Source organism: Photobacterium sp. (assembly GCF_057456235.1).
In genome coordinates, this window is sequence record NZ_JBVCPH010000014.1 from 1 (window position 1) to 15,467 (window position 15,467).

The window sequence follows — 15,467 nt, forward strand, 5'->3', positions numbered from 1 at the left end:
CCCCAGAACCCCAGAACCCCAGAACCCCAGAACCCCAGAACCCCAGAACCCCAGAACCCCAGAACCCCAGAACCCCAGAACCCCAGAACCCCAGAACCCCAGAAATTGTGCCGAGATCCTAGAAACTAGCTCCTCGACACTCGCTTTTGAACTTTAGTTCACTGCCTTTCGCCCATACCATGGGCTGCGCGCATCCGTCACGCTATACAGCTGGTATTTACGGTTAACCATCTGTCCGCCATCTCGGGTAAGAGGTAACCACGAAATCGTTGCCCGGTTATTACTTGGTTTCACCGTCATGATGTCGAACGGGACCGAAATGTAGAAGCCTTTGGTATAGCTGCCTTCACCATACTCTTCAGATGAAAGGTCTGTGAAAGTGGCAAATACACCGGCAATCACCCCACTGTCAAACTGCTTCGAAAAGTCGATAGTGACGCCTTTATCCTCGGCTAGGTATTTCCCCGCACTTACCTTAAACAAGGTATTTGGTAACCAGCTCCACTGCGGTTGATAATAGGCAGATGCATGGCCAGTGATTGTACCTGTCTGAACTCGGTATGGGCGTCCGTCTTGCGGGTCGGTTTGCACTTCATCGGTAAAGAAATCAAATTGTGAATCCGGATCGCGCTGGATCACATAGTTGGCATCAATACCAAATGCCCAGTTGCTGCCAAGCGGGCGGTAGAGAAGTTCACTACCCACACCACCAAACATCATTTCCAGATAACCGCCATATGCCTGAGCATAAACATTATCGCCGAAGTTATCCATCCAGGTTAACTGCAGGTTATTTAAACGCACCGGGTTGTCATTAATATACTGACGAACCAGAGTACGAACTCGTTTTAAGTCTGTGCCATCAGGCGGTACTTCGTATAAGAACTTGTCGTAGTTATCATACAGGTTGAGATAGACCGACCCGCCGACTTCAATATGGTTACCAAGCCTGTAGCTGGCACCAGCATTGATTCCGATGTTAAACAAATAGAAATCTTCAGAGCTGCCAATAGACTGCTGCAGGGTCGGCGCTATGCTCACATCCCAGTTTTTACCAGGCTCTGCAATGCGCTCGCCTTCTGGTTCTGTCGGGTTTATAACCTGGCTACTGTCTTCAACCTTGGCATGAATATAGGCTTGATTGGCTACTCGGGTAAATTGTTCTGAATCAATACGTGTTTCGGTTGTTGGCTGATGATTGGCCGTTTCAACTAACCGGTATTCAGAGACATCAGGGTTGTGGTTGGCAAGCACTGTTGCTGCCCGCGAATGCGCTTCACGACGATCCCGGTATTTAGTTTGCGAAGCGATAATCGTAACCGTATCATCACTGGCATAAATCGTTGGGTTTTCATAGCCGGCAATTTTATGCAATTCATCAGCAACAACCAGCCATTCCGCATCGCTGATCTCACGGTTAGTGGTTTTCGGTGCATAAACTGGGGCGGGTTCATCTTGCCAGCTGGCTTTAAGGTCATTAAAGTTAGTGCGTAAATTAAAACCAAAGGTCCAGGTATTGCCGCGTTCATAGCTGGCACGCAGATCGCCCCAGCCACCTAAGCGATAAAGTACGCCGTAGTTGAACTTACTGTCTTGTGGCATGCCGGTTGAACCGGATGTCGCCGGTCTGTCACCGGTATAGTCATTGCCATCATACTCAACTTTAAACCGTAGTGGCTGCCAGGGTGACTGGTATTCTAAACCGCCATAAACAGAGGCGGAACCTTTGAAAAAGCTATCAAACTCAGTCATGCCACCACGGCCGGAAGTACCCGCTGGGCGTTCACAAAAGCTATCAGAGGCTTTACAAAACGGGTTGGTAATATTACCGCTGTTACCAATATAGCCCCAGCCAACACCTAACGTGACATCAAGCGGTCCAACGTGTTTATTGGCTGCGATAAATTCACCGTCGAATAAACCCGTACCGGCAAAATCCCTGACTCCGACAGAGGTTTCAGGCAGCCAGTAGCTTTCTTCCCATAAACGAAACTTAAAGTCCATACCTTTATCGGTGAGAGTACTGGTACCACAGAAGCTGGGATCATCACAGTAAAGCAGATCTTGCAGCTGAGTATAGCGAACCGTACTTTCTAGCCAGGGGAAAAGCTGTAGCGTTGCCGTATAGTGATGATAATTTTCATTGAAGGTTACAGAAACATTAAATTCTCCTTCAGGTGCCATTCGGCCTGTCGGCATCTGCATTAGCCCCACACCACCAAAATCTGATTGTGATGGCGTAAATTCAGGGTAACTGAAGCTGTCAGCCTGCGCATGAAAAACAGGTAGCAAGGCTAAGGCGATTGCCGATAATGAACAACGTGGATTAAATGAGCCACACAATGAGAATAATGTAAATAAACGAGTATTCATTACAGCGCTCTATTCCTTAGCAATTCTACAATATCCTGGTTAAGGGAAGAAAATTTTGATGGCAGTGAATTGAAACCGACAAACACAGTAGCGCCGGGTGCAATATCTTTATGTTTTTTATTCCAGTACGCAATGGAGTGTATTTCAGTAACGCCATCGGGTTGAATAACCCAAACAACACTATTATCAGTATTTTCAGATACCGTGATTTGATTCAGATAATAATTCGCATCGGCTCGCTGTTGCCATGGAACATTTTGTTGTCTCTTGACCGTACCTAAAACCCAAACATGTTTGGGACGTATTGGCAGAATTAACTGATAGTCACCATCCAATAGCGGATTATGAGAAGTGTTGATTCTGATTAGATCCAGATCGAGAGGGATAAAAATCCGATTAGACAACTTGAGGCCAGAAATATCACTGATTAAGTTCGTGACAGTATGGAATTGTTCAGCATCATCATTCCATTCCTCAGCCAGCTGTTCAAGTTGATTTAACACCGTTTGTCGCTGCTGATTGAATGATTCGAAGTGTTGCAGGTCGAATAATGCAGCGCCAGACCAGAATACAGGTTGAGGTGTGGAAAGCGTAACCTGATCTGATAAAGTTTTAATATTCGCCAGGCTATCGGCTAATACTTGTTCTAATCTGACCGGGGCAGGGTAAGTAAGCGGGATAACCTGATCAACATTAATCGATGTGGCCACGGATACTTGAGTCTGCGCATAAACGGGTGCAACAGAAAAAAGATGACTCAGTGCCGCGCAGCAAAAAACTACGGAGCGAAATAAAAGAGAGAGTGTTTTCATCATAATTCCATTTATGAGTATGGCTTCAGTAATGTGATATCTACGTAGGGAAGATCAGGGGCCATTTTTTGACGGCTTTTCAACACTTTTCCTGTGTATGGGTGAACCCAGAAATCATTGTCATAACTCAGGCCAAGGCTGCTGACAGAAACACGTTCAATATAATGCAAAACTTCAACCGGTTTTTCTTTAATCATGATAACGGCTGCACCTTGTTGTTCAAACTGAGAGTTCAGCTGATAACCAAAGTGATACCCCGGTTGCCAGTCAAGAGTGTGTTGCCATGATGTTGGGGTAGAATTGAGATGCAAGCCTAAAGCAAGGGGATCTGGCTGATTGCTATGACTCGCCACAATATTACCCTGCGGTAAATTATGGGTTTTAACCACGCGACCATGTTCCGTAACCAACATACCGCGGTCAGCCGACAACCATTTCAGTTGGACGTCAGAGCGATAATCTGCAGAGGGTATATCAATAATATGTTTTGACTCAGCAAAAGCTAACACCATAAATGCCAGAGGGCCATTATCAATTTGAGCATAAATACTGGCATAAGGCAGCTGCTCCACGTCATAGGCGCTGAGCTGAATATCCTTTTCCCCCAAAAGTGCCAGCTTGACTGTGTCGTTGACATCATTAAATTTCTGGCTGCATCCTGTTAATCCCATTGCCAGCAAAAGGCTTGAGAGCAGCGTGATTGTTTTCTTCTTCAGGCGCATCTGAGTTCCGAGGTTAAAGATATTAAAATCGAGGTACAAAGTAATAAAAACGAGGTTGGAGGCTCAAGAGCCCCGAACCTCGTGACGGTCAATAACTAATCCATTAACCCTGGGAAGTCACTGTCGTTGCAGTATCGTTGCTTGTTGAATCAGCGACAGCAACAGCGGCAACAGCGGCTGCTGCACCAACTGCGACTGCAGTTGCTGTAATACCACCCGCAGCCGCAGCGGTTGCACCTGCTGTACCAGCAGCAGCGCCAGTTGATGTTGCTGCAGTAGTTGTGCCAGCAGTAGTTGCTGACGTTGTAGAACCTGTCGTTGCTGCAGCCGTACCAGTTTCAGTTGCCGCGAACGCAGAGCTAGCCATAGTAAGAGCTGCCACTAGAGCAATTGCCGTTTTCTTCATCCTATTCCCTTATTCTTGTATAAAAATGTAAAAAGAAGGTAAACCCTCACATTTATAATATTTTGATATCAATTTAATAGCAATGAGTCTCCTGCATATGGCATGGATTCTTATAAATTTGGGAGAAAGAGTTGAAAATGAGAGGGAAACACGTCACTTCTGAATGTTAGCTCCCTTTTGTACGTTAAATAAATGGTCAGTATGTGCTTATTATGTTTATGATTTTTTGAATAAGGCTGCGATGATTCACTTATATGCAATCATATTATAAAATCATGCGAATGGGTTTATTTGTTCGTCAAATTTTTGTACTATCCAAAAGCTATTTTTCTGACAGAGAGTAGGACTTTAATCTCTTTGTATGAAACAACGACAATTTACAATTACAGTTGACATTGAAAGCGCATTGGGGGCTGAAACCCAAGGGCGGTAGCATGTCTGAATGAGGCTCGAGAATCGAGGCCCGAGTGTTGAGAGCCTAGGTTTCTCTGTTCTGGTTTTTCGCTACTCGCTACTCGCCACTCGCCACTATTCACTGGCTTTCCTTCTCATCCCAATTTAAAACATTAATAAAAACATGGATTTTACTAAGAAGTTTCTTATTACCGCTATGGCATCCGTCATGCTGGTAGGTTGCACGCTACCTGGTTCGCATTTAAGCCTTGATAATAAAAACGTTATTACCACTAACGAAGAACAAGGCACTGATATATCAGAGCGTGTAAATGTCTATTCGTTAACGGCTGATGCGGTATCGCGGTTTAAAGCACCACGAACCTATTCGAAAACCAATGCAGGTCTGGATGCCGAAATTGCGCGTTATCAATACCGTGTCGGGCCGGGCGATATCTTAAACGTCACCATATGGGATCACCCGGAACTGACGATTCCTGCTGGCTCTTATCGTAGCTCCAGTGAATCTGGTAACTGGGTTCACGCCGACGGTACTATCTTCTATCCCTACATCGGTTTGGTCAAAGTAGAAGGTCAGACGGTTACTGAAATTCGAACTGAAATGACTAAGCGCTTGGCAGCTTTCATTGAAAGTCCGCAAGTGGATGTTAATGTTGCCTCATTCAGAGCGCAAAAAACTTACATCACCGGTGAGGTGAATAAGCCAGGCCAGCAGGCTATTACCAATGTACCGCTCACATTATTAGATGCCATTAACCGTGCAGAAGGGCTGGCCGTTGATGCTGACTGGCGTAATGTGACACTGACCCGTAACGGTGAAGAGCAAAACATTTCGTTATATGCCTTGATGCAACGTGGTGATTTAACCCAAAACAGGCTACTCCGTCAGGGTGATATTGTTCACGTACCACGTAACGATGCTCAAAAGGTGTTTGTTATGGGTGAAGTGAACGAGCCAAAATTGCTTAAAATCGACCGTGCTGGTATGAGCCTGACGGAAGCATTGAGCAACGTTGGCGGTATCAATGAACTGGACGCCGATGCAACCGGCATATTCGTTATCCGCGGTAGCCGAAATCAAGCTTTATCAGGAAATCAAACGTTGTCAGGTAACCAAAGTGACAGCCAATCAGATACCATTGCTGACATCTACCAGCTCAACATTAAAGATGCCGCGGCCTTAGTCATTGGCACCGAATTTGAACTTCAGCCATACGATATTGTTTACGTTACCGCCGCACCTATCACGCGCTGGAATCGTGTGATTAGTCAGCTACTACCAACAATCACTGGCTTTAATGAATTGACTGAAGGTGTGTTACGGGTAAGGAATTGGCCATAGAAACGAAGTTTCTACTTCAGTAGAGAGTATTCTAGGTACGAGTTTCTAGAACCTAGAAACTCGATACTCGTATCTGTTATCTTTCAAGGATGAACATGCATTTCAGAAAGTTAGATGTTTGGCAGAGAAGCTATCAGTTGGCTTTGAGTGTTTGCAAAGAAATCAAATTTTGCAAAGACTATGGCTTAAAAGATCAGATCTCGCGTTCATCGGTTTCTGTTCCGTCTAATATCGCGGAAGGTGCAGAACGTCAAACGGCTAAAGATAATATTCGCTTTCTATACTTCGCAAAGGGATCTTGTGGTGAGCTATTAACACAGTTAACGCTGGCAAGAGATCTTAACTACATCCCTGAGCAACGAGCTGACCAATTGATTAATGAATCAATAGAAGTTAGTCGCATGATTGGTGGGCTGATAAAGTACCGCTCATCACAAATTAAAGAAGATTGCGGAGAGTATTTGTTAGATTCGAGTCGCGAGGACCTAGGACTTAGACCCTAGAAACTCGTAACTGATATACTCGAAACTCGATACTCTCCCCTAGACCCTGGTGAACCATGTTCAATAAGATTCTCGTCGTCTGCGTCGGCAATATATGCCGCTCTCCGTCAGGCGAATATTTGTTAAAAAAAGCTCTACCTAACAAAGAAATTGCTTCTGCCGGTGTTGGTGCCTTAGTCGGCAAACCTGCTGATAAGATGGCGTCTATGGTAGCATCAGAACATGGCGTTAGCCTCGAAGGTCATGTAGCTCAACAGCTAAACAGTGACTTGTGCCGCGACTATGATCTGATTTTAGTCATGGAAAAAGGCCACATTGAAGCGGTCACTAATATCGCCCCTGAAGCCCGTGGAAAAACTATGCTATTCGGCCAATGGATCGGTCAGCAAGACATCCCCGATCCATACCGCCAGAGCAAAGAAGCGTTCGATCATGCATACGGATTGATTGAACAAGCGGCTGATGCATGGGCAAAGAAGTTGTAAAGAACAATAGAGGCGAGTTTTAAGTAACGAGTGACGAGAGATTGATTTACCCTCGATACTCGATACTCGATACTCGATACTCGATACTCGTTACTCGTTACTCGTTACTCGTTACTCATTACCTCGTTACTGGAATCAACCATGAGCGCCACGCAAAACAATCCGGTTAAACAAACCGAAGCCTCCGACGAAATCGACCTAGGTAAGCTGTTTGGCATCCTGATCGATAATCGCTGGAACATCATTTTAATTACTTTCATTTTTGCTGTAGTCGGTGTTGCGTACGCTTTGCTAGCCACACCCATTTATAAAGCTGACGCCTTAATTCAGGTTGAGCAAAAAAGCAGCGGCATGCCAGCTCTGGGTGATATGGGCGAGCTGTTTGCCAGCGAGTCATCAGCGACCACTGAAGTTGAGATCATCAAGTCTCGCATGGTGATCGGCAAAACCGTGGATAAGTTAAATCTGACGACGGTAGTGAGCCAAAATTACCTACCAGTTGTTGGCAAAGGACTTGCGCGTCTTCAAGGGGAACAGGTCGATATCGATATTGGTCGTTTTGAAGTGCCGGACTATATTAGCCTGTCGGTGTTTACCCTTACGGTGACTGATAGTGAGACCGGCAACTATGTTCTGACTGATAAAGATGAACGTGAAGTGCTGAGCGGCAAAGTGGGACAGTTAGCTTTGCAAGGTGACTACCGCCTGTTTGTCTCTTCGCTCAAAGCCGATAATGGCGCAAGCTTTACTATTTCAAAGCGCTCTCGCTTAGATGCGATTCAGGAGCTGCAGCAAAATTTGGCAGTGAGTGAACGTGGCAAGCAAACCGGTATTTTGCAGTTGTCGCTAACCGGTGAAAACCGTGCCGATATCGAGAAGATCCTTAACGATATCAGCCAGTATTACTTCCTGCAGAATGTTGAGCGTAACTCAGCGGAAGCAGAAAACAGTCTGATATTTTTACGCACTCATTTGCCGGACATTAAAACCGAGCTAACAGCGGCTGAAAATAGACTGAACCAGTTTCGCCAAGACAATGATTCTATCGATTTAGGCCTAGAAGCAAAGTCTACCCTTGATGTGATGGTGACGCTGGAAGCTCAATTAAATGAGCTAACCTTTAAAGAAAGTGAAATATCTCAGCGTTTTACCAAAGAACACCCGGCATATCTTTCTCTGCTTGATAAGCGCAAGACCTTATTGAGTGAACGTGAGCGCTTAAACCGTCAGGTACAGAAGTTGCCGAAAACTCAACGTGAAGTACTGCGTATGACGCGTGATGTAGAAGTCAACCAGCAGATCTATGTGCAACTACTGAATAAAGTACAAGAACTGAACATTGTTAAGGCCAGTACGGTAGGGAATGTCCGTATTCTGGATGCAGCTCAGTCATATACGCGTGCGGTTAAACCAAAGAAATCGCTAATTGTAGTGTTGGCGACGTTGCTGGGGGGGATGCTGGCGGTGGCGATAGCGCTGCTCAGGGCGGCTTTCCACCGTGGTGTTGAAAGCCCGGATGAAATTGAAGCCATTGGCTTGCCGGTTTATGCCAGTGTACCTATGTCTGACTGGCAGATTGAGCTGGAGAAAAAGCAAAAAAGTAAGAAACAGCTTTCTGTTCAAGAGACACTGCTGGCGGTCTCTAACCCGGCAGATTTATCGATTGAAGCTTTGCGTAGCCTGCGTACCAGCCTCCACTTTGCGATGATGGAAGCCAAAAACAACATCGTGATGATTTCCGGGCCAAGTCCGGGTATTGGTAAGTCGTTTATCTCGGCCAACATGGCAGCAGTAGTCGCGAAAGCAGGTCAGCGAGTGCTGATAATCGATGCGGATATGCGTAAAGGTCAGATGGAACGCCAGATGGCGGTCACCCATACCCCAGGTTTGTCAGCTTACTTGAGTGGTCAGGAAAATATTGAAGCACTAATTAAAGAGCCAGGTGTCGAGAACTTACATTATATCGGACGTGGTACCGTGCCACCTAACCCCTCTGAGCTGTTAATGCACCCACGCTTTAAGGCGCTGATGGAATGGGCATCTGAAAACTATGAACTTGTCATTATCGATACCCCACCAATTCTTGCAGTGACCGATCCGGCCATTGTCGGTGCCCATGCTGGTACCACCTTGCTGGTAGGTCGTTTCGGTCAGAATGCAGTGAAAGAAATTGAAGTGACCAAGCAGCGCTTCGAACAGAATGGCATTGAAGTGAAAGGCTTTATTCTTAATGCTGTGGTGCGCAAAGCGAGCAGTTATTACGGCGGTAACTATGGATATTACAACTATAGTTACGAGTCGAATAAATAGGGTATATCGCTATTAGTTAAAAAGGAAAAGGCGCTGTCATTAGCGCCTTTACTTTTTTCGTAAAAATAATTTTAGTATCTCAACTAAAATAGTTTTTGTCTCAGTGTTTTAATACATTTAGCTGTAATGTTGAATTATTTCAACCTTGAATTATTCAAATATAAGGTAAAACCATGGATTATTCTCTCGATAATTTAAAAATTGGTATTGTTGGTTTAGGTTATGTTGGTCTGCCATTGGCTGTTGAGTTTGGCAAAAAATTTGACACTATCGGCTTTGATATAAATGAAGGCCGTGTTGCAGAACTACGTGATGCCAAAGATTCAACATTAGAGTGTTCCACTGAAGAATTAGTGGAAGCAACGCAACTGACGTACTCTGCAAGCTTAGAAGATCTGAAACAGTGTAATGTTTACATTGTGACAGTACCAACGCCAATCGATGAGCACAAGCGTCCGGATTTAACGCCACTGGTAAAGGCATCAGAAAGCCTGGGTAAAGTGATTAGCCAAGGCGATATCGTAATTTATGAATCAACGGTATACCCAGGTGCTACGGAAGAAGACTGTATACCGGTACTTGAGCGGGTATCAGGCCTTACCTTCAATAAAGATTTCTTTGCAGGTTATAGCCCTGAGCGTATTAATCCAGGTGATAAAGAGCACCGTGTGACAACAATAAAGAAAGTAACTGCAGGATCAACACCTGAAATCGCTGATTTTGTTGATAGCATTTATGGTTCAATTATTGTGGCTGGCACACATAAAGCCTCTTCAATTAAAGTTGCAGAAGCGGCTAAAGTGATTGAAAACACCCAACGTGATTTAAACATTGCATTGATTAATGAACTGGCTGTGATTTTCAATAAACTAGACATCGATACTGAAGAAGTATTGAAAGCAGCTGGAACCAAGTGGAACTTTTTACCATTTCGTCCAGGTCTGGTCGGTGGTCACTGCATCGGCGTTGATCCGTATTACCTAACTCACAAAGCGCAGTCAATCGGTTATCACCCAGAGGTGATTCTTGCAGGTCGTCGTATCAACGATGGCATGAGTCGTTATGTTGCATCACAGCTTATAAAATCGATGCTGAAAAAGCGCATTCATGTAGAAGGGGCAAGCGTACTTCTTATGGGCTTAACCTTTAAAGAAAATTGCCCTGATTTACGTAATACCAAAGTAGTCGACATCATTGCCGAGCTGCAAGAATACAACGTCAAAGTTGATGTGTATGACCCTTGGGTAAGCGCGAAAGAAGCACAAGAAGAATACGGCATTTGTGTGTTAACAGAGAAACCATCTGAACAATATGATGGCGTGATAATGGCCGTTGCTCATGATGAGTTTAAAGCAATGTCACAAGATGATATTAAAGCGCTGACTAAGCCTGAATCGATTATTTATGACTTGAAGTACATATTAGCAACTGACTTTTCTGATCTTCGTTTGTAATGATTGGATTATAAATACTGGTTAATAGAAAGTAACCAATACGTCATTCCCGCGAAAGCGGGAATCTATGTTAACAGCATATTTAGTAATGAACTGCTGTTATGGTAAATAAAGACTTAGATATGACTAAATACGAACAAATACAACAAGATCTTTTAGATGCACCTAAAGTATGGCTAGTCACAGGCGTTGCAGGTTTCATTGGCTCAAACCTTTTAGAAAAGCTATTAAAACTGAACCAAACAGTTGTAGGTTTGGATAATTTTGCTACAGGCCATCAACATAACCTGGATGAAGTAAAATCACTTGTTGAAGTGGAACAGTGGGATCGCTTTAGTTTTATCGAAGGAGATATTCGAGATGAACAAACTTGCCGAGACGCTGTAAAGGGAGTGGATTATGTTCTTCATCAGGCGGCTTTAGGCTCTGTTCCTCGCTCAATAAACGATCCTATCACGACTAATTCGAGTAATATTACTGGCTTTCTTAACATGCTAACGGCTGCAAAAGATGAGCAAGTAAAAAGCTTTACTTATGCGGCTTCGAGTTCTACTTATGGTGATCATCCAGCATTGCCAAAAGTTGAAGAAAATATAGGTAATCCATTGTCACCGTATGCTGTGACAAAGTATGTGAATGAGTTATATGCTGGAGTATTCGCGCGTACTTATGGATTTAAAACAATTGGTTTACGTTATTTTAATGTTTTTGGACCTCGCCAAGATCCAAATGGAGCTTATGCCGCAGTAATCCCTAAATGGACCATAGCTATGATAAAGCAAGAAGATGTTTTCATTAATGGTGATGGCGAAACAAGCCGCGACTTTTGTTTTATCGATAATACAGTTCAAATGAATATTCTAGCAGCATCAGCACCAGATGAAGCTAAGAATGAGATTTATAACGTCGCTGTTGGTGATAGAACAACGTTGAATGATTTATATGAAGCAATTCGGATTGGTTTACAGAAAAATAATGTTGAAGTAACTTCAGCACCTATTTATCAAAACTTTAGAGCTGGAGATGTAAGACATTCTCAAGCCGATATTTCAAAAGCATCTAATAATTTAGGTTATATTTCAGAATGTCGTATATTGGATGGAATTTCAAAATCCATACCTTGGTATAAAAAATTTTTGAGTGAAAATTAAATTGACATTGAAAGGAAGTTCACTAGGACAGTCATTAAAAAATATCATATACCTATTTTTAGCTAGGGGCGTAGACTTGTTTGTGCCCCTTATTATTACCCCTTATTTAATCAGAGTAATAGAGCTAGATAAAATGGGAATGATAGCCTTCTCTATTGCTGTTGCTGGATATGCAGGAATCGTAATCCGATTTGGCTTTGAGATAACAGCCGTTAGAGATATTAGTCGTGTACTTATAAATAAAGATGAGGTAGATGAACAGTTTAATAAAACTCTATTTACGAGCTTGTTTCTCACAATAGGTTGTCTTGTTTTTTTTATTGCCATATTTAATTTTGGTTTGTTTAAATATGAAGGTATTTTGTTTTTCTCATCATTTTTATATATTGCCTTTCAAGCATTGCTCCCTGTTTGGTTCTTTCAGGCGATAGAAAAAATAAAGACAGTTGCTATTTTAAATGGAATTTTTAAATTAATTTATATCTTTGGGGTTATATCTTTTGTAAAGTCCCCTGATGATTATCTATGGGTAGTGATTTTGAATGCGTTGGCTATGGGAGGGGCATTTATTACAAGCATTTTTATTATAGTTAATATTTACAAGGTTAAAATTTTCATGCCCTCATATAGGTCAATTTTCATTTGTATGAAGGGATCTACGGATGCATTTCTTTCTCAGTTAGCTCCCTCTCTATACAATAATTCAGCAGTATTTATTCTGGGATTATTTTCAGCAGATAAGGTTGTTGGTGTTTATAGCGCTGTTATGGGGTTATTAGAAGCAATGATTTCAATTGGAAGGGTAGTATTTAGCGCATTTATATCTTTATTATCAAAAGATATAGCTTATCATCGGTTATATAGTCAAGCCATGTTAGCTATTGGTGCTTTTCTTTCAATGTTTTTAATGTTTTTTTGTGATGAAATAATAAACATCTACTTTAATCAGAGAAATACTTTAGCGACAGAGCTACTATTTATTGGAGCTGTCAGTGTTTTTGGTGTTTTTATGTTTTTGTCTTATAATTCAGGGTATTTGATGATTGCGGGGCATGAGATAATTGCTCGAAACATTACAATATTTTGTTCTGTATTATCATTTATTATAAGTTTATTATTAATTTACAACTTTGGTGCTATTGGCGCTGTAATAGCAATAGTCATTGCGCGGCTTTTATTAGGAGGTGTTTCATGGGCTTTTGTACTAAGGGTAAAAAAATGTTGAGCACTATTTATATAACAACTTGGAGTAATGGTTTTTTTGGAAGTGCAGGACAAAGTTGGCTCAGTATTGATGTTGAAAAGATTGTTGAGCAATTATCAATATTAGGCCGCAAGGTCGAAGTAATAACTTACAGGGATTTACTTAACGTTCAGCTAAGCCAAAAGGATATTGTTATTTATTGTTCTTCTGATGAGTTGAATATGAGGGCCTATCTCAAGGACTTAATGTTTTTCATTGATAAAAAATGCACTTTGATTCCAAGTTACACTGCTCTGTTAGCTCATGAAAATAAAGGATTTCAACAGTTAATGCGAGAAGATATGTCATTTGGTAACTTAGCAGGTGACTATGCGTTTGATTTTGATGAGCTTAAACGAGAAAAACCTTATGTATTCAAGAAGGTAACGGGAGCAGGCAGCTCAGGAGTGACTCTTGTAAAGTCAAATAAAGATGAAAAAGTAATTAAATCAAAACAGTTTGAAGTGGGTTTTAAAAGAAAGCTAATAAAAAAGCAGAGAGCGTTAAAATTAACGACTAACGAGTTTGATATATATAATTACCGTTATAAAGGTTTTTCTTTAGCAGTTACGCAGGACTTTATAAAAGGCTTAACATGTGATTATAAAGTTCTGGCTTTTGGAAGTAAATTTTTTGTCTTGCGTCGCGATGTTAGAAAAAATGATTTTCGAGCAAGTGGCAGTGGCAAATTTAAATTTGATGAAGTTCCCTCTATAGTGTTAGCTTTTGCAAAGCAGATCTTTGAAACTTTAAATGAACCCTATGCCTCATTAGATATTGCAATTTCAGAAAATGAAGCGTACCTAATAGAGTACCAAATTTTAAATTTTGGTCCATACACACTTAATAACTCACCTGGCCATTATGAGTACAGAGATGAGTGGTTATATGTGAATGAGAAAAGTAATTTAGATGAGTGTTTTTCTGAAGCTCTATATCAATATGTAGAGAAAAAAGTTTTCGAAAAAAAACGGAGGCAAGCATAATTAAATAAATATAAATGATAGGACGGTCTCTGTCTTTATTTGATTGTTTAATAGGGAGCTTTACTATTAGAGAGGATGCAATTTAATGGAAGTAATTAGTAATGTTTGGCACATAATTAGCGCATTTTTAGTTTTTTTGCTCGGTGTGTTTTTTACATTAATGGTTTCGAAATATTTTAAAGTTAAAAAGTACCGTTCTTTGTTTTTATATTGTTGGCATTCGTTATTCTGTATTGGGTATATGTTTTACTCGATAAATAATGTGGCTGATTCTACATTATATTATATTAATGGTGAGTTTGGGCCTTCTTCATTTTCTTTAGGTACTCGAGCTGTTGAATATTTAGTTTATGTTTTTCGACTTATGGATTTTTCATATCTTGGTGTTTTTTTAGTTTTTAATATCTTTGGAAGTATTGGTTTGCTGGCCTTTTACGCTAGCTTAAACCAAGTTGTTATCTCGAGTTCGCTATTTTTGCGTCGAGTTGCTTTACTTGTGGTTCTATTACCTTCTGTTAGTTTCTGGTCATCGGCGATAGGAAAGGATTCGTTATCATTCTTAGCTATTGGGCTTGCTCTATGGGCTGCTTTGGCACTAGAGAGGAGAACGTTGCTTATGATTGTATCCATTTTTATAATGTTGTTTGTGCGGCCGCATATGGCTGGTATGCTCGTTATAGCGATAGGGGTTGCCATATTTGTTCATCGGAAAGTTTCAATAACACAACGAATGCTAGTCGGTATACTTGCTATAGGAGCTGCTGTTATTATGGTGCCATTTGCACTCAAATATGCAGGTTTGGAGCAAGTAAGTAGTGCTAGTGATATTCATACATATATTGACAAACGGCAGGGTTATAATCAATCTGGTGGGGCTAGTATTGATATCGCGTCAATGTCATTGCCAATGCAGCTTTTTACCTATTTATTAAGACCTCTTCCTTTTGAAGCGCGCAGTATCACGGCTCTGGCAGCATCGCTCGATAATTTAGTTTTGTTAGCTATAATTGTTTATTATTTTTTTTCAAAAGTTCGTTCTAGTCGAGTAAAAAGTCGTCATAGTTTAATTGGTAACCGAATTTTTATGTGGTCATATGTAGTTATGTCGTGGTTTATTCTGGCGAGTACAACTGCAAATTTAGGTATTTCTGTACGCCAAAAATGGATGTTTGCCCCTATCCTTATCTTCTTATTAATATCGTATATTTCAAGCAGAAAAACGGAAAAATCAATGTGAATTGATTTCTAAATATATTATCTAACCTC

13 protein-coding genes are annotated in these 15,467 nt (G+C 41.6%); 9 read left to right on the forward strand and 4 right to left on the reverse strand.

Translation table 11 applies throughout. The features are described 5' to 3' along the window. Nucleotides 1–153 precede the first annotated feature (153 nt). The 4 genes from AC2204_RS15150 to AC2204_RS15165 form a co-directional block, all read right to left on the reverse strand. A complete protein-coding gene (locus tag AC2204_RS15150) occupies nt 154–2,373 on the reverse strand; it encodes a YjbH domain-containing protein (RefSeq protein WP_318926519.1) in 2,220 nt (739 codons plus the stop codon). After that, nucleotides 2,373–3,185, reverse strand: coding sequence for a capsule biosynthesis GfcC family protein (locus tag AC2204_RS15155; protein WP_318926520.1), 813 nt, complete (start codon nt 3,183–3,185; stop codon nt 2,373–2,375). The genes AC2204_RS15150 and AC2204_RS15155 overlap by 1 nt, the downstream gene beginning before the upstream one ends. An 11-nt stretch (nt 3,186–3,196) precedes the next feature. Next, complete coding sequence (locus tag AC2204_RS15160; RefSeq protein WP_318926521.1) at nt 3,197–3,907, reverse strand: YjbF family lipoprotein; 711 nt, start codon at nt 3,905–3,907, stop codon at nt 3,197–3,199. A gap of 103 nt (nt 3,908–4,010) precedes the next feature. Next, entirely contained in the window at nt 4,011–4,313 is a 303-nt protein-coding gene (locus tag AC2204_RS15165; RefSeq protein ID WP_318926522.1) for a hypothetical protein, read from the reverse strand. Between the two features lie 577 nt (nt 4,314–4,890). Here AC2204_RS15165 and AC2204_RS15170 point away from each other — a divergent pair. From AC2204_RS15170 to AC2204_RS15210, 9 genes are all read left to right on the forward strand, one after another. After that, on the forward strand, nt 4,891–6,069 hold the full coding sequence (locus AC2204_RS15170; protein WP_318926523.1) for a polysaccharide export protein: 1,179 nt from the start codon (nt 4,891–4,893) through the stop codon (nt 6,067–6,069). Between the two features lie 95 nt (nt 6,070–6,164). Next, complete coding sequence (locus AC2204_RS15175) at nt 6,165–6,572, forward strand: four helix bundle protein (RefSeq protein ID WP_318926524.1); 408 nt, start codon at nt 6,165–6,167, stop codon at nt 6,570–6,572. Nucleotides 6,573–6,628: 56 nt separating this feature from the next. Then, complete coding sequence (locus tag AC2204_RS15180; protein WP_318926525.1) at nt 6,629–7,057, forward strand: arsenate reductase/protein-tyrosine-phosphatase family protein; 429 nt, start codon at nt 6,629–6,631, stop codon at nt 7,055–7,057. A 141-nt stretch (nt 7,058–7,198) separates the two neighbouring features. Beyond that, the gene (locus AC2204_RS15185; protein WP_318926526.1) at nt 7,199–9,367 is read left to right on the forward strand and encodes a polysaccharide biosynthesis tyrosine autokinase; all 2,169 of its coding nucleotides are present in this window, start codon (nt 7,199–7,201) and stop codon (nt 9,365–9,367) included. 173 nt (nt 9,368–9,540) lie between these two features. Next, nucleotides 9,541–10,821: a Vi polysaccharide biosynthesis UDP-N-acetylglucosamine C-6 dehydrogenase TviB gene (gene tviB, locus AC2204_RS15190; RefSeq protein ID WP_318926527.1), complete on the forward strand. Its 1,281-nt coding sequence runs from the start codon at nt 9,541–9,543 to the stop codon at nt 10,819–10,821. Nucleotides 10,822–10,943: 122 nt separating this feature from the next. After that, nucleotides 10,944–11,972 (forward strand): NAD-dependent epimerase/dehydratase family protein, encoded by a 1,029-nt coding sequence (locus tag AC2204_RS15195; RefSeq protein ID WP_318926640.1) that lies wholly within the window; start codon nt 10,944–10,946, stop codon nt 11,970–11,972. After that, nucleotides 11,962–13,197, forward strand: a complete 1,236-nt coding sequence (locus tag AC2204_RS15200) for an oligosaccharide flippase family protein (RefSeq protein WP_318926528.1) — start codon at nt 11,962–11,964, stop codon at nt 13,195–13,197. The genes AC2204_RS15195 and AC2204_RS15200 overlap by 11 nt, the downstream gene beginning before the upstream one ends. Next, nucleotides 13,191–14,201, forward strand: coding sequence for an ATP-grasp domain-containing protein (locus tag AC2204_RS15205; protein ID WP_318926529.1), 1,011 nt, complete (start codon nt 13,191–13,193; stop codon nt 14,199–14,201). The genes AC2204_RS15200 and AC2204_RS15205 overlap by 7 nt, the downstream gene beginning before the upstream one ends. 85 nt (nt 14,202–14,286) lie before the next feature. Further along, nucleotides 14,287–15,438 carry a hypothetical protein gene (locus AC2204_RS15210; RefSeq protein WP_318926530.1) on the forward strand — a complete coding sequence of 384 codons (1,152 nt, stop codon included), beginning with the start codon at nt 14,287–14,289 and terminating at the stop codon, nt 15,436–15,438. The last annotated feature ends 29 nt before the right edge of the window (nt 15,439–15,467 follow it).